15 protein-coding genes and 1 riboswitch are annotated in these 20,421 nt (G+C 48.3%); of the genes, 2 read left to right on the top strand and 13 right to left on the bottom strand.

Annotation, left to right across the window (positions count from 1 at the left end; translation table 11 throughout):
- Positions 1-214: 214 nt before the first annotated feature.
- The 8 genes from metK to HW447_RS16740 form a co-directional block, all read right to left on the bottom strand.
- Complete coding sequence (gene metK / locus HW447_RS16775) at positions 215-1,402, bottom strand: methionine adenosyltransferase (RefSeq protein WP_176256198.1); 1,188 nt, start codon at positions 1,400-1,402, stop codon at positions 215-217.
- Between the two features lie 242 nt (positions 1,403-1,644).
- Positions 1,645-1,770, bottom strand: a riboswitch (SAM riboswitch).
- Positions 1,771-1,932: 162 nt separating this feature from the next.
- The gene (locus HW447_RS16770; RefSeq protein ID WP_176256197.1) at positions 1,933-3,789 is read right to left on the bottom strand and encodes a bifunctional metallophosphatase/5'-nucleotidase; all 1,857 of its coding nucleotides are present in this window, start codon (positions 3,787-3,789) and stop codon (positions 1,933-1,935) included.
- A gap of 90 nt (positions 3,790-3,879) precedes the next feature.
- Entirely contained in the window at positions 3,880-5,172 is a 1,293-nt protein-coding gene (locus HW447_RS16765; protein ID WP_176256196.1) for a UDP-N-acetylglucosamine 1-carboxyvinyltransferase, read from the bottom strand.
- Between the two features lie 290 nt (positions 5,173-5,462).
- The gene (locus tag HW447_RS16760; RefSeq protein ID WP_176256195.1) at positions 5,463-7,943 is read right to left on the bottom strand and encodes a hypothetical protein; all 2,481 of its coding nucleotides are present in this window, start codon (positions 7,941-7,943) and stop codon (positions 5,463-5,465) included.
- 377 nt (positions 7,944-8,320) lie between these two features.
- The gene (locus HW447_RS16755) at positions 8,321-9,538 is read right to left on the bottom strand and encodes a hypothetical protein (RefSeq protein WP_176256194.1); all 1,218 of its coding nucleotides are present in this window, start codon (positions 9,536-9,538) and stop codon (positions 8,321-8,323) included.
- 308 nt (positions 9,539-9,846) lie between these two features.
- Positions 9,847-10,359: a DUF4446 family protein gene (locus HW447_RS16750; protein WP_176256193.1), complete on the bottom strand. Its 513-nt coding sequence runs from the start codon at positions 10,357-10,359 to the stop codon at positions 9,847-9,849.
- Between the two features lie 75 nt (positions 10,360-10,434).
- On the bottom strand, positions 10,435-11,331 hold the full coding sequence (locus HW447_RS16745) for a ParB/RepB/Spo0J family partition protein (RefSeq protein ID WP_176256192.1): 897 nt from the start codon (positions 11,329-11,331) through the stop codon (positions 10,435-10,437).
- Positions 11,331-12,098, bottom strand: a complete 768-nt coding sequence (locus HW447_RS16740; protein ID WP_176256199.1) for a ParA family protein — start codon at positions 12,096-12,098, stop codon at positions 11,331-11,333. Before HW447_RS16740 ends, HW447_RS16745 begins: the two co-directional genes overlap by 1 nt.
- Before the next feature lie 292 nt (positions 12,099-12,390).
- On the opposite strand from HW447_RS16740, the gene HW447_RS16735 reads away from it, so the two are divergent.
- A complete protein-coding gene (locus HW447_RS16735) occupies positions 12,391-13,350 on the top strand; it encodes an alpha/beta fold hydrolase (protein ID WP_176256191.1) in 960 nt (319 codons plus the stop codon).
- An 87-nt stretch (positions 13,351-13,437) separates the two neighbouring features.
- On the top strand, positions 13,438-14,271 hold the full coding sequence (locus HW447_RS16730; protein WP_176256190.1) for a deoxyribonuclease IV: 834 nt from the start codon (positions 13,438-13,440) through the stop codon (positions 14,269-14,271).
- 57 nt (positions 14,272-14,328) lie between these two features.
- On the opposite strand, the gene HW447_RS16725 is transcribed toward HW447_RS16730, so the two are convergent.
- The 5 genes from HW447_RS16725 to jag all read right to left on the bottom strand — a co-directional run bounded on the left by HW447_RS16725 (position 14,329) and on the right by jag (position 20,411).
- Positions 14,329-15,399 carry a LacI family DNA-binding transcriptional regulator gene (locus HW447_RS16725; protein ID WP_176256189.1) on the bottom strand — a complete coding sequence of 357 codons (1,071 nt, stop codon included), beginning with the start codon at positions 15,397-15,399 and terminating at the stop codon, positions 14,329-14,331.
- Between the two features lie 117 nt (positions 15,400-15,516).
- Positions 15,517-16,248, bottom strand: a complete 732-nt coding sequence (rsmG, locus tag HW447_RS16720; RefSeq protein WP_176256188.1) for a 16S rRNA (guanine(527)-N(7))-methyltransferase RsmG — start codon at positions 16,246-16,248, stop codon at positions 15,517-15,519.
- Between the two features lie 14 nt (positions 16,249-16,262).
- Complete coding sequence (gene mnmG, locus HW447_RS16715) at positions 16,263-18,134, bottom strand: tRNA uridine-5-carboxymethylaminomethyl(34) synthesis enzyme MnmG (protein WP_176256187.1); 1,872 nt, start codon at positions 18,132-18,134, stop codon at positions 16,263-16,265.
- 23 nt (positions 18,135-18,157) lie between these two features.
- Entirely contained in the window at positions 18,158-19,537 is a 1,380-nt protein-coding gene (gene mnmE, locus HW447_RS16710) for a tRNA uridine-5-carboxymethylaminomethyl(34) synthesis GTPase MnmE (protein ID WP_176256186.1), read from the bottom strand.
- Between the two features lie 79 nt (positions 19,538-19,616).
- A complete protein-coding gene (gene jag, locus HW447_RS16705) occupies positions 19,617-20,411 on the bottom strand; it encodes an RNA-binding cell elongation regulator Jag/EloR (RefSeq protein WP_176256185.1) in 795 nt (264 codons plus the stop codon).
- Positions 20,412-20,421: the final 10 nt, after the last annotated feature.

The raw sequence follows: 20,421 nt of genomic DNA, 5'->3' as shown, positions 1-20,421 counted from the left end.
CCTGCTCTTGACATGCATGGAAGTACCTGTTATATATAAAACAAGGGTGAAAAACCTGATTTAGAAGTTTCCCACCCTTCATTATCATAGAAGAATCTTATTTACAGAAATTTTCTCATACTCTCAAATAATTCCTTTTGAAATACAGCATTACGATCAAAAAGCTGCCCTCTCTGGCTGATTCTTAGCACCAGAAGGGCAGCTTCTTATCATCTTACAGATACTTCTTAAGATCCTCAACCTTATTCAGCTGTTCCCAGGGCAGATTCAGGTCGTTGCGGCCAAAGTGGCCGTAAGCCGCAGTCTGCCTGTAGATCGGCCGGCGCAGGTCCAGCATACGGATAATTCCGGCCGGACGCAGATCGAAGTTCTCACGGACGATCTCTACCAGCTTCTCCTCACTGAGTTTCCCTGTCCCAAATGTATCTACCATGATAGACGTAGGATGGGCAACGCCGATGGCGTAGGACAGCTGGATCTCACACTTGTCAGCCAGTCCGGCCGCTACAATATTCTTAGCAACATAGCGGGCTGCGTAGGCTGCAGAGCGGTCTACCTTGGTGCAGTCCTTTCCAGAGAATGCGCCGCCGCCATGGCGTGCCGTTCCGCCATAGGAATCAACGATGATCTTGCGTCCGGTCAGGCCGCTGTCGCCGTGAGGGCCGCCGATCACAAAACGTCCGGTAGGATTGATGAAAAATTTTGTATTCTCATCTACCATATCTGCCGGGATAATGGCATCAAATACATACTTCCTGATATCTGCGTGAATCTGCTCCTGTGTCACGTTCTCATCATGCTGAGTAGAGAGCACCACTGCATCCAGACGGGCCGGACGTCCGTTCTCGTCGTACTCCACCGTAACCTGTGTCTTTCCGTCCGGGCGCAGATACTTTAAGGTTCCGTTCTTCCTTACCTCAGTCAGCCTTCTGGACAGCTTGTGAGCCATGGAAATAGGGTAAGGCATATATTCCTCTGTCTCGTTGCTTGCGTAGCCGAACATCATGCCCTGGTCGCCTGCTCCGATGGCATCTAACTCTTCCTCAGACATACGGTTTTCCTTTGCCTCCAGAGCCTTATCCACTCCAAGAGCAATATCCGCAGACTGCTCGTCAATGGCTGTAATCACACCGCAGGTATCGCAGTCAAAGCCATATTTTGCACGATCATAGCCGATCTCACGGATGGTTTCTCTTACAATCTTCTGGATGTCCACATATGCCTTTGTTGTAATTTCGCCCATAACCAGCACAAGTCCTGTGGTGGTAGCAGTCTCGCAGGCTACACGGCTCATGGGATCCTGCTCCATTAAGGCATCTAAAATAGCGTCAGAAATAGCATCGCACATTTTGTCCGGATGGCCTTCAGTTACGGATTCGGATGTAAATAATCTTCTCTCCATTAGTAATTCTCCTTTTCTTTTCTGTATGATTTCTGTGTCATTTAAGCAGGCAGATCCTGAAGTTTCCCCATTCTCCGGCATAACTGCCTCCATTCATATACCGGCAGGAAAATGTCTCTTCTATGAATCTGTGTAAAAAGAAAAGCCCGCAGCAACGGCGGACTTGAAAATATCAGATCTTCAAATCCTCTTATTGCTCGATCAAGCACAGCCCGGCCGCCTCTGTATCAGCTCCTCCTCTGCACTCCTCGCTCAGGCTGGCACCTTCCGGCCCTTCTGCACATCTGCATAAGCGTCTGCAGTATGTACTCAACCGGGGTTGCCGTGACTTCACAGGTCCTTTGTACCTCCATCACTCTGAATAAGGGATATTTACGAACGTTTTCTATTGTAAAATGACTACCTGCTTATCTTAAATCATTTCCCCATTCCTGTCAATATGAATTTTTCTCACAAAAAATCCCGGCAGAGGTCCATCTCCTCTGCCGGGAAGTCATTCGGCACTTAAATCGTCGCCGCCTTAGATCTCTTTATCGGATCACGATGCGTCCTTGACCTGCAGGATCTGCATAATCAGCTGTCACAGTTCCGCCCAGGCTCTGGATATAGGAGGATAATACATCCACATCCACCATCACATCATCCTTAATAACATTGCAGCCGTTGAACATGGTCATGCCATCTCCGCCGGACTTTAACATATAATTGTGAGAAGCTACCGTATAGGTCTTATTCAGGTCAATAGGCTGTCCGCCTACCTGAATATCCGTTACGCGGTACGGGCCGTCCACACTGATAAAGTTGCCTTTGTCATCCGTCTTTACGCTGGACTTTACGGAACTGTCAATGGTATAGGTCAGGCCGGATACCTGCATAAAGCCGCCGGACTCCTCAGGATAGTTCTTAGCGCCCATTTCAAGAGCATCCTTGATCTGCTGTCCTGTTGCCTCTACCACGCAGCCCATATTCCCAAATGGGAATACAGCCAGCGTATCCTCATATGTAATCGTTCCTGTTTTGATGTCCACACGAACACCGCCGCCGTTGCTCAGACCGATATCAGCGCCCAGCTGGGTTCTGTAAGCGTCTGCCGCCAGATCTCCCAGATTGGTCTCACCACTGCGGATCCGCCGCTTTCCTGTTTCCGCATCATTGATCGTCAGGGTATATGGCGTGCTTCCAAGAGGCGTCTTTAAAGTCTCATTGTACTGACTCTTGATCTGATTCATCAGATTCTCTGTGTCAGGATCTACAGGGCGGCCATTTTCATTTAAAACGCTTCCCTGACGGATGGTAAGAACCATTCCAGGATAGATGTTCTCCGGATTGCTGATCTTATCGCGGTTCATGTTGTAGATCTCTGTCCAGCGATTATAGCTTCCCAGCTCTCTCTTTGCGATCCTGCTTAAGGAATCGTTCTTCTGTACCGTATAAGTGCTGTTTACGTCAGAAGCGGGAACCTCAGATACCAGCTCTGCAGAAATGGTTCCATCTTTGCGGATGGTCAGCTTTCCAATGTTGGCTAACTTGGTTCCTGTCTGTGTGATGATCACGTCCTTTCCATCCATATCCTTCACCGTCATGGATGGGGTTGTCTCATGAGAATGACCGTCGATGCACACATCTACGCCGCGGATATGGCTTAACAGATTCACAGAGCTCCAGCGCTCTGTAACTCCAGTTTCTCCCAGGTGTCCTACCAGGATTACAAAATCTGCACCCTCAGCCCGTGCGCTGTCCACGCTGGACTGTACCTGACGGTAAAACGCCTCGCCGCTCTCATCCTCGCAGAAGGAATAGATATAATTCCCGTTTGTATCCTGGAAATACGCCGGCGTGGATTTTGTAAAGCTTTCCGGTGTGGAAACGCCTACATATGCCACTTTTGTATCTCCGTAGGAGATCAGCTTATAAGGAGCAAATACGGTATTCCCCGTTTCTTTACTGATAAAATTGCAGGAATAATACCCGCAGTTCAGCTTTCCTGATAACTCCAGGAAACGGGACATACCATAATCAAACTCATGGTTTCCAGGAACTGCCACATCATATCCAACCTGATTCATGATATCGATGATATATCCGCCCTCTGAAAGCGTGCCTACCGGCGCGCCCTGAATGGCGTCTCCCGCGTCTACCAGGGTAACGTAAGGAGTCTGTTTCAGCATTTCCTTTTTGTACAGCGACAAACCGCCATAGCCGATATTGTCGTCAATTCCGCAGTGAACATCATTGGTATATAAAACCACGATATCCTGATCCGCGCCCCTTTGTGCCCCCGTCTCATCTGCCCATGCGGACATGGACATACCTGCGATCAGGCTGCAGGTAAGTACAAGAGACCACAACAGCTGCAGGAATCTTCTTTTTCCCCTCTTTTCGGTCATATTATACAACCTCCTTGTGTGATAGTTTTGCCTCCGCCCCTCAGTGCCGGACAGGGGCTTATATAAAACCGCACGATGGATATGCGGTTCTTATCCTACCCTTAATTTAAACTTCTGTACCTCCCGCTCGGAATCCACCAGTTCAATCATGGCTCCCAGCCCCTGGAGCTTTTCCTCAAAACACTCATATCCTCTCTGGATATATCCGATCTCGTCAACAATGGTGTATCCTTCCGCCGCCAGTCCGGCAATCACAAGCGCCGCTCCGGCCCGAAGATCCGGCGCATTAACCTGAGCTCCTGTAAAGCCCTCCACACCGTTGATCACAGCCACATTTCCCTCTACCTTGATAGAGCTTCCCATACGGGCCAGCTCATCTACATATTTAAAACGGTTCTCAAAAATGCTCTCCGTTACCATACTGGTTCCCTTTGCCAGAGCCAGGGTCACAGCCATCTGAGGCTGCATATCCGTAGGAAAGCCGGGATACGGCAGCGTCTTGATATCCGTGTGGCGCTGAGAAGGTTTTCCAACCACCCGAACGGCATCGTCAAACTCAATGACCTCACAGCCAATCTCTGTCAGCTTTGCGGAAATGGCCTCCAGGTGCTTGGGAATTACATTTTTAACCATAACATCCCCTCTGGTAGCCGCTGCCGCGCACATAAAGGTACCGGCCTCAATCTGATCCGGGATAATGGAATATTCCGTACCGTGAAGCCGTTCCACGCCCCGAATACGGATGGTATCCGTTCCTGCGCCCTTAATATTGGCTCCCATGCTGTTAAGGAAGTTCGCCACATCTACGATATGAGGCTCCTTGGCTGCATTTTCAAGGATGGTCTGTCCCTCTGCCATGGCCGCCGCCATCATGATATTGATGGTGGCTCCCACAGAAACCACATCCAGATAAATGTGGCTTGCCACCAGATCAATGGCGTGAGCAATCACTGCCCCGCCCTCAATCTGCACATCCGCTCCCAGCGCCCGAAATCCCTTTATATGCTGGTCAATGGGACGGCTTCCGATATTGCAGCCTCCCGGAAGAGGAACCTGGGCGCTCTTATATTTACCCAGCAAAGCGCCTATAAAGTAATAAGAGGCGCGGATCCGACGAATGTATTCATCATCCACAGATACCTCTCTTATATTTCCCGCATTGATCTTCACTGTATGGCGGTCGATGCGGCGTACGCTGGCACCGATCTCCTGAATCGCCTCCAGCATTACGTTGATATCCCGCACATCCGGCAGATTATCGATGAGCACATCTTCATCCGTCATAATGGACGCTGCCAGGATACCCAGTGCGGCATTCTTCGCACCGCCTATGGTCACATCGCCCACCAGCGGGTTGCCGCCTTTTATAATATAATGTTCCATTTTACACCTCTAATGCTTATTTAAACCGTAAAGATATTGGCTCCTTTGATACTCCTAAGCCACCCTTACGCTGTCCGGCAGAATCATCTCAGGACGTCTCCGCCATGTCTGTAAATAGATTTCCCGGCTGATCGCCGGGCTAACTTCCATACTTAATAATTCCCTAAGTCTTTGTTCACATTTTATTTACATCTCTTAGATTATACCATAAGAATCAGATTTGTAAAGCAAACTCGCCTGCCCGGTGAAAAAAACGTTTCACCAGACAGGCGGCCTGCAGAAAATTATTCTTATTCGACCTTAAGGCCGCAAAGGAAACTGTTATGCTGGCTCTCAAAGTAAGACGCTGCATCTCCCAGTCCCATTTTCGTTGTGTCCTGAACTCCAGGATCATAGATTGTCACATTGTACGTATCATATCCGGATAAAAGAACGTAGCTGCCATCCTCCCTGTAGGCTATGACCGGAATCCCCTTATCGATAAAATACAGCACCTGATTCAACATACAGCCGGATGCATCGATAACCATGATCCCATCATCAAACAGCGTACTTCCGTTGAAACCATCCATGTGTCCCATCATATCCGCCGCCTGTCCCGTGGGATCCTTCAGATTGCGGACCGGCTGCCGGTTAATGCGGTCCCATACCAGATGCTGGTTTTCATCTGTAACAAATCCCATTTTATCATAGGCCAGATTTACCGCCTCTGAAAACTGTCTGGATGCTCCCAGAAAATGACCGCCTCCGTAGGCATAGAAAATCACCTGACCGTCCTCCCCCAAGGAAGTCTTTCCCGCCAGCTCCAGCGTGCTTGTATTTTCATAGGAAAATGCCGTTGGCTTATCCATCTTTACAGAAGCATCTTTCAAATCAGAATCCATCTGTACAAAATACAGACGTCCCATCTCCTGAGATGCGTACCAGCCAATTCCCTCCAGCGGATCGTCCTCCACCTTCTGATTGCACACGATAGTATCCTCATCCTGATAGATATACTGTTCCTCTCCCTGCTTTACCAGACGTTTCAGATGGATCCGCCCATCTTCCGTAACCACATCGGAAATATAGATCCCATCCTTTTTATATTCGCTTTCAATGTTCATTTCACTGTCCACAATATACATGGCATACATGGGCAGCCCCTGCACTCTTCCATTGACCTTCCATACATCGTCCTGTCTTGCGAAACCATAGATCAGATCGCTTCCCACAAATCCCAGCACTCTGACACATTCGCCCTCTGACGCGCTGATCTCCTGTTTCTGGGATGTATTAAAGTCCATGACATGGATTTTCTCCGGCCATGCAGAATCCTCGCCCTCCTGCCATGCCATACGGCTTCCGTCGTTGCTTACAGCAAAGGTTCCCTCTGTCAGGCCCTGAGCCACCAAAATGGATTCGTTGCTGCTTAAGTCGACGCCAAATACATTTCCGCCAAGCATCAGATATACCATTCCCTCTGGACTTACATAGGACAGCTTTTCCACATCCTGTTTCATCTTCTCAAAATCCTCAGCCGCAGGAATAAAGAATTTCTCTTCAACCATACTGCCGGCATTATTATAGTGGTAAAATACCACTCCAGTACGACCCTCATACGGCCCCCGGTTCATATAACCATACACCAGAAAATCCGCTGAACCGTCATCTGTTGCCTGAAGGATCTGAACGCTGTGGCGATCATAGGCGCTTCTCACATCCTCTCCTTCTTTGTCCAAAAATGTAAATATGCACATGATCCGCTGTTCCTTCTGATCGTATCGCCACAGATTTCCATTTACTTTAAAGAAAATATATCTGGAATCAGGACTTTTAACCGTCTGAAGATCTGTTCCCTCAGAGATTCCCAAAAGAATCCTTTTTCCTGAAAATAAGTCTGCACTTCCATTAAAAATATGATCTGCATTTCGTTCATAATTCATCAGGTAAATGCGCTGCTCATTCCATTTCATCGTGAAATTATCTTCTGCATGAACCAGGCTTTCCCTGCCTGCACTGTCGGTAAGACGTACTTGATATCGCACCTGAATCTGTCCCATAATGCCGTCAAATTCCTGCAGGATTATCTGAGGCTCCCCTACCAGCTCTGTCTTTAAACCATCCCAGGTAAGATGATCAAAACTGGCCCGGATTGTCACATGACCCAGAGAACTGTTGTCCTCGCCTGGGTTCGTTTCCAGATAGGATACCAGATCCCTGGCCTGATCGTAATTCAGGCTCTTTGTGGTAAACTCCCTGGCCAGCTGAAGCATATCCGCTGGTCCCGGCTGCTCCGTCCACATAATGCGGGTGTAATACTGGATTTGCTTCTCTGCTGTTTTTACATTCAGGATCAGAAGATACGCCTCATCCTTCGCAATCAGGTTCTGAATGGGAAGACTTACAGATGTCACTCCCTGATCGCTGATCCAATCCTGTATCTGGGTTCGCTCGATCAGACGCTCCATGGAAAGTGTACGGATCTCGTAACTGATCCCTGTAATGGTATTGCCGTATTCATGAATGCGCATCGTCAGACTTCGGTCTGCCGGAAGAATAGAAATCGAATCCCTGGCAGTCCTGTTTCCCATATCCTGAAGATACCCATGAAGTCCGTTGATCTCCTCTCCCTGAAACTCTGTATACACCACCGGCAAACCTGGCTCGTCCATGGACGAATATACGATATCCTCCTGCTTCACACTCTTCCTGGCGCCTGCAAAGTACACCACGATGGCAGCAATAAATATAAGAAACAGGATTCCTGCTCTTTGCATGAGTTTTTTCATATGTTGATCCATTCCTTTTTTGCTGATTTTATCCATGTAAACCCAAGAGTTAAAGTCAAAAACCGCCTTCAGACTAACCTGCACATGGTTCTTTTCCATCTAACCCTGGTATCATTCTATTTTATATAATAACCTTTAAAACTACAACTTAATCTTTTTTGAATTTTTTGTATCTGTTCAGTACGGCAGGAAAACAGGCATTATACTCGTTTATACATATGATTTTGCACCTGTTTTCACATCAAAGGAATCTTCGTTATGTCTTGAATGACGAAAGGAACTCAAGAAGTGCCCCATCCTGAACTGCTGCATTTTTATCCATCGAACAACCCGCAAAAAATCAGCCACGACAAAAATATCGTGGCTGATAAACCTCTTTAACGGAAACAAATTCCCCTGCTGCACCTCCGTTTGTGCATCTCATCCAAAAGCATCGTTTTAACTATATCCCAGAACCAGGCCGGGTAATTTGGCCGCTGCGGCGGACGGCTGGGGCCAGGGCCTTGCGGCGGGTGATTCGGCCAGGGACCCTGCGGCGGACGGTTCGGCCAGGGACCCTGCGGCGGACGGTTCGGCCAGGGACCCTGTGGCGGACGATTTGGGCCGGGACCCTGCGGCGGACGATTTGGGCCGGGACCCTGCGGCGGACGGCTAGGGCCAGGGCCTTGCGGCGGACGATTTGGGCCGGGGCCTTGCGGCGGACGGTTCGGGCCGGGACCCTGCGGCGGACGGTTTGGCCAGGGGCCTTGCGGCGGGCGATTCGGCCAGGGACCCTGCGGCGGACGATTTGGGCCGGGGCCTTGCGGCGGGCGATTCGGCCAGGGACCCTGCGGCGGACGGTTCGGCCGGGGGCCCTGCGGACGTATAGGATCATACATGGATTCCATATCCCAGGCCATCCCCTGCACGTCTGGTTCCATTCCACTGGTTCTCCATCCATTCCACCATGGATTCAATGGCGGACGCATATTCTGTTCCTCCCCCGTTCCTTCACTCATTCCGTACATCCCATCTACTCTTACCTGATGTATATCCTCCTCTTCCATTCCCAGCCTTTCACCAAACGTTTCTGACATATCGGTTGGATTCTTCTCATACTCTTCTGCCATCAGGGTCTGTTTTTCCATGTTCATTTTATCCACTTCTATTTTTTTCGCATTATTATATTCTGTCCCTGCATTTTCCCTCTCCTCTTTCTCCGTTAAAGCACACTCATTTTCTTTCTTCTCGTTTTCCTCTTTTATTTTTGCTTTCATTCCCATTTCCATCATCCCCATATCTTCTGTACCAATTACATTTCGTTCTTCTGATTTTGTTCTTTCTTTCTCTTCCTCATTATTTATGCTGACCGTTTCTCCTCCTGCAGCTTCTGAATATTTTTCCTTTGTCACGCCCCCTGTACCTTTTACACTGCTTTCATTTTCTTCCCCCGTCTCCATTTTTTTCAGTGTTTTCTCCTCGTTCATTCCCCATGCGTTTCTAAGTATCCCCATTTCCTCCGATGAAACTACCGCATTACAAACGGAATCGCAAAGTCGATTCACCATCAATGTTTCCGGGCACTCATCATACATAGGACTGTTTTGGTAATCCATTCGATCGCAAGCCTCTGATACATAATTTTGTATTACTCGGATCCCCATGGGATACATACTCTTAAAACATTCCATCTTCCTGTCCTTACGCATATCTTTCACTTTTATCATATGCTGTATGGTTTAAAAATGTTTCACGTGAAACATAAAATATTTAAAAACCTTTTCCATCCTGTTCTCCAACCGCCTTCTCGTCAATCATTTTGATACGCCTCCCCATATTGATTTTCCAATTTACGCATCAAAAAAGATGTCTTAACGTATTTTCACGCTCTGACACCCTTTTTGTTTTTCGCAGATCCTGTTTCTCAATTTTTTTTGACATATCCCAGTGCCTGCTCTAGAGCTTCCTGTTCCTCGCTCCCCAGCACTTTTTCTGTTTTTCCGGCATCCACTTCCTTCATATATAAATAGCAGCCTTCTTTGCTGTGCAGGCAGTTCAAAATAAAACCACTGTTTGTATAATCAAGAAGTACAAATACAAAACTCAGTGTTCCTCCCATTCCCGGAAATGCGTTATAACGCACCATTCCAAATTTCTGGAAGGAAGATCTGAAATTCCGATTCAAAGTTCGAATAGAATCCTTAGCAGCCCGATCCTCCGCTTTCAATACACGGATTTCCTCTAACTGATCCAGAATCACATCCTCTAATGTCTCCGCATCTTTCCCGCGCATAAAATAATCATATTTCCGGCTCAGCTTTTTCAGTTTGGACATAGTCGCAATTACCAGGATTAAAAGAATTGCCACCAGCCCGGCCAAAATTACGATCACATACGCAGGATCAAATGGAAGGTCAAATAACATACTGTTTTCCATTCTTTTTTAACCTCTCCTTACTTTTGCCAGAATCACCGATCCGAATTTTCCAATCACATCTCTTGGAATCAGGTTCTAATGAATAGACTCTATCATTTCCACAATTCGCTCCAGCTCTGCCTCTGAATAGTATTCAATCTCAATACGTCCCTTATTTTTGTCCTTATTATGTATACTGACCTTGGTTCCCATAATGCTCTTCATTCGATCCTCCAGATTCTGGTAGATCAGCATCAGTGCATCATCTTTTTTATTTTCCTTCTTCCCTTCCCCTGCAGCCTCTTTCGCTATCCGCTTTACCAGCTTTTCTGTTTCGCGGACGCTTAACCCTTTCTCAATAATCTCCTTGGCAGCCTTCAGCTGAAGCGCTTTTCCATCCAGCGAAAGCAGCGCCCTGGCGTGCCCGCTGCTGATTACACCCTGGATCAGCATTTCCTGAATCTGCTCATCCAGCTTTAAAAGACGCATGGTATTGGTAATAGTAGCCCGGTTCTTTGCCACACGTTCCGCAATCTCCTCCTGTGTCAGATCAAACTCCCGGATCAGCTGCTGATACGCCTTTGCCTCTTCAATAGGATTTAAATCTGCCCGCTGCACATTTTCAATCAGTGAGATCTCCATGGCTTCCTGGCGGCTGTATTCCTTCAGCACCACCGGCACTTCCTTCAGTCCCGCCAGCTGAGAAGCACGCCATCTTCTCTCTCCTGCGATGATCTCATAAAAGCTGCCATTCTTCTTTACCAAAAGTGGCTGCAGCACGCCATAGCGTTTAATAGAGCCTGCCAGCTCCTGCAGTTTTTCCTCATCAAAGGTCTTTCTGGGCTGTTCCTTGTTGGGCTGAATCAATGACAGCTTTACCATCAATTCTTTTCCCTTTCCATCCTCTCTGGCAATCTTTTCCTTCTGTTCTTTTATAACTTCCTCGCCAAAGATTGCTCCCAGACCTTTTCCTAACCCTTTCTTTGCTGCCATTATACCTCTCCTCTGCTAATCACTTCCGCTGCCAACATCCGATAACTTTCCGCCCCTGTAGATCGTGAGGAATACCGGTTAATAGGCATTCCATGACTCGGCGCTTCTGCCAGACGCACATTTCTTGGAATAATGGTTTTGTAAATTGTCTGATTCAGATTACTCTTCACACTCTCCACAACCTGCAGCGAGAGATTCGTTCTGGCATCATACATAGTGAATACCACACCCTCCATCTCTAAGGAGGGATTCAGTTTCCGTTTCACCAGATCCACCGTCTTAAGCATCTGATTCAATCCCTCCAGCGCATAATACTCACATTGAATGGGAACCAGCACTGTATCCGCTGCTGTCAGTGCATTGATGGTCAATATATTTAAAGACGGCGGACAATCAATTAAAATAAAATCGTAGTTATCTCTTATCTGATCCAGCGACTGTTTCAGCAGTTTTTCTTTATTGTCCACCTCCTGAAATTCAATCTCTGCCGCTGCAAGATTCATATCAGACGGGAGCACATCCAGATTCTCCTGAACCTCTCTGGCAATACATTCTTCAACCGACGCCTCCTCGGCCAGCATATCGTAAACGGTACGCTCAAATTCCTTTTCCTCCAGCCCCAGACCGCTGCTGGCATTTCCCTGAGGGTCAAAATCCACCAACATCACGTGCTGTCCTGCTTCCGCCAGACAAGCCGCCAGGTTAATAGCTGTCGTTGTCTTTCCTACTCCGCCCTTCTGATTTGCGATTGTAATAATTCGTCCCATATCCGTTTCCTCACGTTCGTTTTCGATTACCAGACGATTATAGCACAACTTTTTCTCTTTTCCTATGAAAAACGCTTTTTTATTTTATTTTTCTGTTTTATACAATGTCTCATCGGAAATGTTTCACGTGAAACATTTTGAGTCTCCCCCGTTGTAATCGTTATTTTGTTGTATTATACTATATATACCATCCTCAGATAAGGGACTGCACGCCCCATCTGGCGGACCATACTGCAGGCGGCAAACAGCTTTGCCGTCTCTAAACTCAATTTTCTTCAGGAGAATAAACCGAATGAAAACAAGGAACAAACTTTTAACACTGCTTATTCTGGCCGCAGGCGATGCTGCCGCTACCGCCTGTATCAACAAGGCCATTAAACTGTCTGCCATATCCAGACATATTCTTGAAAATGAATCAAGTTCCTCCCAATGCTATCACTGGCGCCTTGGCAATATTCATTACACAAAAGAAGGGAATGGAAAACCCATTCTGCTGATTCATGACCTGACACCAGCGTCCAGCGGATACGAATGGAAGGAATTTTCCAAACGTCTCACAAAGGATCATACCGTCTATACCATTGATCTTTTAGGATTTGGCCGTTCTGAAAAGCCGAATCTCACCTACACGAATTATCTCTATGTACAGCTCATCTCCGACTTTATTAAGTCAGAAATTGGGCATCGGACCGATGTAATCGCTACCGGCGACTCCTCTTCTCTCGCAGTCATGGCCTGCAGCAATGCGCCGGAATTATTTGACCGTCTGCTGCTGATCAATCCAGAATCCTTGCTTTCCTGCAGTCTGGTGCCTGGAAAAAATGCCAAACTTTACAAACTAATACTGGATCTTCCTCTTGCCGGTACTCTGATCTATAATATTGCCTGCAGCCGTAAGAATATTGCTCAGGACTTTATGGGCCGCTGCTACTGTAACCCATATTCCGTCAATTCCCGGTTGATTGACGCGTATTACGAATCCGCCCATTTAGGAGCCTCTCCCAAGTCCATTTATGCCAGTGTAAAATGCAACTATACTAAATGCAACATTACAAACGCACTGCGACGGATTGACAACAGCATTTATCTGTTTGGCGGTGAAGAACTGGATAATATGGCAGAAGTTATGGAAAATTACCGTAAATACAATCCGGCCATTGAGGCAATTACTATTCCAAAAGCAAAGCACTTGCCTCACTTAGAAGCTCCATCACGATTTCATGATCTGCTCTGTCCTTATCTGGAAGCTTAAAAATGTTTCACGTGAAACATTTCGGCTGAAACAGCTGATCTGTTCTCAAAATCTACTAAATTTTATACTAACAGGAGGACTATTACTATGCTGCGAATTGGATGCCATCTCTCATCTGCCAAGGGCTACTGTGCCATGGCCAGGGATGCTGCCACGATAAACGCCAACACATTTCAGTTTTTTTCCCGCAATCCACGGGGCGGAAATGCAAAACCGATTGATCCTGAGGACATATCCCAATTTCTTATTCAGGCTCAAACACAAGATCTCGCACCCTTGCTCTGCCATGCGCCTTACACATTAAATGCCTGCTCCGCTGATCCCCATCTTCGTGATTTTGCCAGAGAAACCATGGCTGACGATCTGATCCGCATGGAATATATACCGGGAAATCTCTATAATTTTCATCCCGGAAGCCATGTAAAACAGGGGACAGAGGTTGGTATCTCCTTTATTGCGGATATGCTGAACGCCATACTGTCCCCCACCCAGACAACCACTGTTCTCTTAGAAACCATGGCGGGAAAAGGCAGTGAGATCGGACGCAGCTTTGAAGAGCTCCGCCAGATTCTGGATCGTATCGAGCTTTCAGACCATGTGGGCATTTGTATGGATACCTGCCATGTATGGGATGCCGGCTACGATATAGCAGGGCATTTAGACGAAGTTATCACAGAATTTGACAATATCATTGGTCTGAAACGTCTGAAAGCCATTCATTTAAATGACAGTTCCAATCCCCTTGGCTCCCATAAGGACCGTCATGCCCGTCTGGGAGAAGGCCACATTGGCCTATCGGCTCTCATTGCGGTCATCAATCATCCGGCATTAAAAAATCTCCCGTTCTATCTGGAGACCCCCAATGACCTGGATGGATATGCCAGAGAAATTTCTATTATGCGTGAGGAGTGGGAGGGATAATTCCTCCCCTCCCATTTATCCCATTTTTCCTGTTCATCCACACTTGATTTTTCTTAATTATTTTCCCTCCTTTTTTCCGGCCAGCCTCCTCTTTCTCGCACTTTCTGTAACCGTTTTCATGCTTGCAGATCCTCTCAGAATCAGCCTGCAGGGAACCATGACTCTCTTTCCCCGTCGTCTCTCCCCGTCCTTTTCATCAAACCGCTCCTGAAGCAGACGCATGGTTTCTTTTCCCTGTTCCAAGGCATCTCTCTCCACCACGGAAAGCCTGAATCCCAGCTGCTCAAAAATCTCCTGGTCATCAAACCCCATAAATCCTACATCCTCGCCCACTATAAGCCCTCTTTTCCCCAGACAGCGCATACACCCTGCAGTTCCGCAGCCATCCAGCGCAAAAACCGCCGTGGGCGGCATATCGCCCTCTAACAGCCCCCCTATGGCCCTGGATATCTTTTCGGCACATTCGCCGTCTTGGATCACATACTCCTTTGGCACCTCCAGGCCATGATCCTCCATAGCCTGCAAAAATCCCCGAAACCGTTCTCTTTCTTCCTTCGTTCCGCCAATCCCCCGAACTACAGCGATTTTTTTATGACCTGCTTCCATCAGCGACTCCGCTCCCTCATAAGCGCCTCGCCAGTTATCACCAAACACACAGTCAAAGGGCGCGCCCTTTATATTTCCCTCTGTTAGCACTACCGGCATCCCCTGTTCTTCCAGGCGCACAAGCTTTTCCCTGGTCACCTTATCATCTTCAGCTGCCGGAGCCACAATCAGCCCCTTCATCCTCTGATTTTCTGCCGTTTCCAAAAACTCATGCTCTTTTTTTAAATCGCCTGCCGTATTCATAAGAACAATATTATATCCATAGGGCTGAGACGCCCGGCATATTCCCTCAAGGATCCCCGAATAAACCTTTTTCCCCACCTCCGGAAGGATCACTCCGATACTGAAGCTGTCTCTTCCGCTCAAGCTTCTCGCAATCAGGCTGGGCGTGTACTTATTCTTTTCAACTGCTGCCATTACCTTCTTCTTTGTCTCTTCCTTTACATACCCGGAACCATTCAGTACACGGGATATGGTAGCCGGAGATACCCCTGCTACGCGCGCTATTTCTTTAATATTCATACGATTCTGCCCCATCTGCAATGTATTTTGTGTAACCGTTTTCATCTATTTTCCCCGTGTTATATTGTTTCTGTACACCCATATGAAACAGTTCCCAGGCGTTTTCACAGCGTACGCTTATCTTCCTAACGGCTCTTTCCCCGGCAATCCGGCCTTTCTTGGATACTTCGCAGAAACCGGCCTTATCTTTCGTATCCTTACCAGACTTCTGGCTCCGTCTCCTCCAGGAAGTTCAAAGTGTACTACATCCTGAATCTCACCTCCAAGGATTTCCACCGCCTTTCTCCCCTGTTCCAGTTCTTCCCTGATTTCCCCGGATTTATATGGAATAAAGGATCCTCCTGCCTTCACAAAAGGCAAACAGTATTCTGACAGAGACGCCATATTTGCCACAGCTCTTGATACAGCCAGGTCATATGCTTCCCTGTGCTCCTTCATTCGTCCCACATCTTCTGCCCGTCCATGAATACAGCTTACGCTCTCCAGTCCCAGCTCTCGGCAGACCTGATCCAGAAATTTCACCCTCTTATTCAATGAATCCAACAGTGTCAGGCGAATCCCCGGAAACGCAATCTTTAACGGAATCCCCGGAAATCCGGCTCCAGTTCCGACATCAATCACAGAAACCGTTTTTACAATTTCCGGATACATCTTTATCAGGCACAGACTGTCGCAGAAATGCTTCGTTACCACCTCTCCTTCCTCTGTGATCGCCGTCAAATTCATCACCTTATTGGTCTCCACCAGCATTTCATAATATGCAAAAAACTGTTCCATCTGGATCTGACTTAAATCGATCCCAAGCTCTGCCATTTTGGCCTTCATCTTTTCAACAAATGATCCTGTCATTAACCCTGTCCTCTCTACTCTCTTCCCAGATATACCAGAAGCACCGATATATCTGCTGGTGAAACGCCGGATATACGTGAAGCCTGTCCCACCGTTGCGGGCTGTATTTGATTCAGCTTCTGCACCGCTTCCATCCGCAGACTCTTTACCTGCCCGTAATCAAAGTTTTCAGGAAGCTTTTTGCCCTCCAGTTTCTTAAACTGGGCTACCTGCTGCTTCTGCCTCCGAATATATCCCTCATATTTAATCTCAATATTAACCTGTTCCCGCACATCAAAGGGCAGCTCCGGGCGTTTTTTATCTATCCCGCCGATCTTCTCATAATCCAGCTCCGGTCTGCGCACCAGTTCCGCCAGGGTGCTTCCCGATTTCAGCGGCGTGCTCCCATACCGTAAAAGAACCTCCTGAACCACCGGCGTTCCTCCAATAGCAGTTCCTTCCAGACGCCGGATCTCCTCTTCAATGGCCTGCCGCTTTCCAAGCATTCTCTCATACTCCTCATCGCTTACCAGCCCGATCTCATGGCCGATTTCACGAAGCCTCAGATCTGCGTTATCCTGCCGCAAGAGCAGTCGGTATTCCGCCCGTGAAGTCATCATACGGTAAGGCTCATGATTCTCCTTTGTCACCAGATCATCGATCAGAACTCCAATATACGCCTGAGACCGATCCAGAACCACCTGCTCCCGTTCCAGAACCTTCATAGCCGCGTTTACACCCGCCATAAATCCCTGAACAGCCGCCTCTTCATACCCGGAGCTTCCGTTAAACTGACCACCCGCAAAAAGGCCTTTCACCCGCTTAAACTCCAGGGTAGACTTTAACTGCAGAGCATTGATACAATCATACTCAATGGCATAGGCATTGCGCACGATCTTCACATTTTCCAGCCCCGGTACGGTACGGTACATGGCATACTGCACATCCTCCGGCAGAGAACTGCTCATTCCTCCCAGATACATCTCATTGGTTGAAAGCCCCTCCGGCTCTACAAAAACCTGGTGGCGCTCCTTATCAGGAAACCGCACCACCTTATCCTCAATGGACGGACAATACCTTGGCCCGGTTCCCTCAATAGCGCCTGAAAACAGGGGCGACCGATCCAGATTATTCCGGATAATCTGATGGGTCTTTCCGTTTGTGTAGGTCAGCCAGCAGGAAACCTGTTCCTTTTGTACACTTTCCGGATCCGTTGAAAATGAAAACGGCACCACCCGCTCATCTCCAAGCTGCTCCTCCATCTTCGTAAAATCAATGCTCCTTTTATCCACTCTGGCCGGCGTTCCCGTCTTGAACCGAAACATTTCAATCCCGTTCGCAATAAGGGAATCTGTCAGATGTCCGGCTGCCTGGAGGCCGTTTGGCCCTGTGGCATTGCTTATATCCCCGTAAATACATCTGGCCCGCAGATAAGTGCCCGTACACAAAACCACTGCCTTTGCATGGTATATGGCCCCGGAAAACGTCCTTACGCCTTTTACAGTGCCATCCTCCACGATCAGCTCCGATACCTCTGCCTGACGAACCGTAAGATGGTCTGTATTCTCCAGTGTCTGTCTCATGGCCTGGCTGTACGCCTGCTTATCTGCCTGAGCGCGGAGGGAATGAACCGCCGGCCCCTTGGATTCATTTAACATCTTAGACTGGATAAAGGTTTTATCAATGTTCTTTCCCATCTCTCCGCCCAGCGCATCCAGCTCCCGTACCAGATGGCCTTTAGAGCTGCCTCCCACATTGGGATTACAGGGCATCAGGGCAATGCTGTCCACACTGACGGTAAACACAATCGTCTCAAGCCCAAGCCTTGCACAGGCCAGAGCCGCCTCACAGCCTGCATGGCCGGCTCCCACCACCACAATATCATAATTTTCTTCCAAATACGGCATCCTTTTACTTCCTTCCTGTCCTCTCATTTTCCCATACAAAACTTCGAGAAGATCTCATTTACCACATCATCATCCACCGCTTCTCCCAGGATCAGCCCCAACTGCTCATAGGCATCCGCAAGATCAATGGAATAAAAATCCTCCGGCATCCCGTCAAGAACGCTTGTCCTCACCATGTTAAGGCTCTTTAACGCTGCCTTTAGCGCCTCCTTATGGCGGGCGCTTGTAATATATACCTGATCGTTAAATGCAATGTTACCATGGTAAAACATGGACTTGATCTTAGACTCCAATGCCTCTATCCCCCTCTCCTCTTTTGCAGAAATGGGAATCACGCAGTGTCCGCACTGTGCCTCCAGAGCCTCCTTATCTACCGTAAGCTTTAAATCCGTCTTATTTAAAAGCACAATGGCTTTCTTATCTCTTATAAGGCCCATGATTTCATAATCGCTGTCATCCAGCGGCCTTGATCCGTCTGCCACATAGATAATCAGATCTGCGTCCTCAGCCGCCTTCACGGCCCGATCTACACCGATCCTTTCCACCACATCCTCCGTGTCCCGGATTCCCGCCGTATCCACCACATTGAGGCTGATTCCCTGAAGTTTTATCTGCTCCTCCAGTGTATCCCTGGTGGTTCCTGCGATATCCGTTACAATGGCTCTCTCTTCCCCTAAAAGCACGTTCATCAGTGACGATTTGCCTGCATTCGGCTTTCCAATAATCACCGTCCGCACGCCCTCCGTCATTACCCTGCCGTCATCGGATGAAGCAATCAGCTGCTCCACCTGCTCTATTACGGGTTCAAGAACCTTTAAGAGCCTTTCTCCATATCCATCCAGGGAAATATGCTCCGGGTCATCCAGGGCAGATTCAATAAACGCCGTCTCATAGAGAATAGCCTCCCGAAGCGCCCGGATCTTCCTTGATACAGAACCGCTAAGCTGGTTCACAGAGCTCTTTAAGGCATAGTCATTGGAAGCGTGGATCAGCTCTGCCACCGCCTCTGCCTGGGCCAGATCCAGCCGCCCGTTTAAAAAAGCCCGTCTTGTAAATTCTCCCGGTTCTGCTGTCCGCGCTCCGTTATGAAGAACGGTTTCCAGGATCCGCTGCACCATCCGCACACCGCCGTGGCAGTCGATTTCCACCGTATCCTCCGCCGTATAGCTGTTTGGCCCCCGCATAATCAGCGTCAGGACTTCATCTATCATCTCATCCCCGTCATAAATATAACCATAATGGACCGTATGGGATTTTGCCTCCTTTAAATTCCCCGGTTTTCCCTGCTTATTCCTGTAGATCCGGTCGATGATTTCAAAGGCCTGATCTCCGCTGATCCTTACAATCCCGATCCCTGAATTGCTCATGCCTGTTGCAATGGCAGCAATGGTCTCTGTTTTCATATCTGTTCCATCCTTTCACAAGCAAAAAGAGGCCGCCGCAAATCGCTCTGCAACAGCCTCCCCATGTTCATTTACCGGATTACTCCTCTGTCTCCTGTCCGCTGCCGCCGGCTGTCTCAGCATTATGCTCTGACAGGGAAGCCGCCTGATAGGAGTCGCTTCTGCGGTTATTTCCCCGGTAGCCGCCTGTACGCTCATAGCGTCCGCCGCGGCTGCGGTCATAACGTCCTCTGCGCTCACCGGCGCCCGTTTCCTTCTTAAGTGCAATCACCACATGGCGGAAGGGCTCCTCGCCCTCGCTGCGGGTGGTCACATATTTATCATTCTGGACCGCCGCATGAATAATGCGCCTCTCATAAGGATTCATAGGCTCCAGGGAAACAGGGCGTCTTGTCCTCTTAACCTTATAGGCAATGTTCTTTGCCAGGGTTTCCAGTGTCTCTTTTCTTCGCTCTCTGTAGTTTTCCGTGTCAAGCTTAACTCTTAAATACCCATCGGTATCCTTATTTACAATCAGGCTGACCAGATACTGAAGAGAGTCCAGGGTCTGTCCCCTCTTTCCAATGAGGATACCCATGTCTCCGCCCTCCAGTTCCAGGGACAGCTCCTGCTCCTCCTCATTATATGCCGCTTTTATGGATACGTCCATACCCATAGCGTCAAAGATCTGGGTCAGGAAATCCATGGCCTTATCCGCTATGGTCTCCTTCTTCTTTACCCGGATCACCGCCGGCTTTGCGCCGATTCCAAGAAATCCTGCGCTTCCCTTTTCCACTACCTCGTACTCCAGCTTGTCGCTGGTGGTCTCAAGTTCGATCAGAGCCTTCGTAACCGCTTCATCTACTGTCTTTGCAGTAACCGTAATCATATCCATACGAAACCCT

Source organism: Enterocloster alcoholdehydrogenati (genome assembly GCF_013282095.1).
Taxonomy (GTDB): Bacteria; Bacillota; Clostridia; order Lachnospirales; family Lachnospiraceae; genus Enterocloster; species Enterocloster alcoholdehydrogenati.
The sequence above is the reverse complement of the archived record's forward strand: the minus strand, read 5'-3'. Positions and strand labels throughout refer to the sequence as shown.

Bases quoted from the DNA above. Each gene is read 5' to 3' on its own strand.
- metK (WP_176256198.1), bottom strand. From the start codon at position 1,402: ATGGAGAGAAGATTATTTACATCCGAATCCGTAACTGAAGGCCATCCG.
- HW447_RS16770 (WP_176256197.1), bottom strand. From the start codon at position 3,789: ATGACCGAAAAGAGGGGAAAAAGAAGATTCCTGCAGCTGTTGTGGTCT.
- HW447_RS16765 (WP_176256196.1), bottom strand. From the start codon at position 5,172: ATGGAACATTATATTATAAAAGGCGGCAACCCGCTGGTGGGCGATGTG.
- HW447_RS16760 (WP_176256195.1), bottom strand. From the start codon at position 7,943: ATGAAAAAACTCATGCAAAGAGCAGGAATCCTGTTTCTTATATTTATT.
- HW447_RS16755 (WP_176256194.1), bottom strand. From the start codon at position 9,538: ATGGATTACCAAAACAGTCCTATGTATGATGAGTGCCCGGAAACATTG.
- HW447_RS16750 (WP_176256193.1), bottom strand. From the start codon at position 10,359: ATGGAAAACAGTATGTTATTTGACCTTCCATTTGATCCTGCGTATGTG.
- HW447_RS16745 (WP_176256192.1), bottom strand. From the start codon at position 11,331: ATGGCAGCAAAGAAAGGGTTAGGAAAAGGTCTGGGAGCAATCTTTGGC.
- HW447_RS16740 (WP_176256199.1), bottom strand. From the start codon at position 12,098: ATGGGACGAATTATTACAATCGCAAATCAGAAGGGCGGAGTAGGAAAG.
- HW447_RS16735 (WP_176256191.1), top strand. From the start codon at position 12,391: ATGAAAACAAGGAACAAACTTTTAACACTGCTTATTCTGGCCGCAGGC.
- HW447_RS16730 (WP_176256190.1), top strand. From the start codon at position 13,438: ATGCTGCGAATTGGATGCCATCTCTCATCTGCCAAGGGCTACTGTGCC.
- HW447_RS16725 (WP_176256189.1), bottom strand. From the start codon at position 15,399: ATGAATATTAAAGAAATAGCGCGCGTAGCAGGGGTATCTCCGGCTACC.
- rsmG (WP_176256188.1), bottom strand. From the start codon at position 16,248: ATGACAGGATCATTTGTTGAAAAGATGAAGGCCAAAATGGCAGAGCTT.
- mnmG (WP_176256187.1), bottom strand. From the start codon at position 18,134: ATGCCGTATTTGGAAGAAAATTATGATATTGTGGTGGTGGGAGCCGGC.
- mnmE (WP_176256186.1), bottom strand. From the start codon at position 19,537: ATGAAAACAGAGACCATTGCTGCCATTGCAACAGGCATGAGCAATTCA.
- jag (WP_176256185.1), bottom strand. From the start codon at position 20,411: ATGGATATGATTACGGTTACTGCAAAGACAGTAGATGAAGCGGTTACG.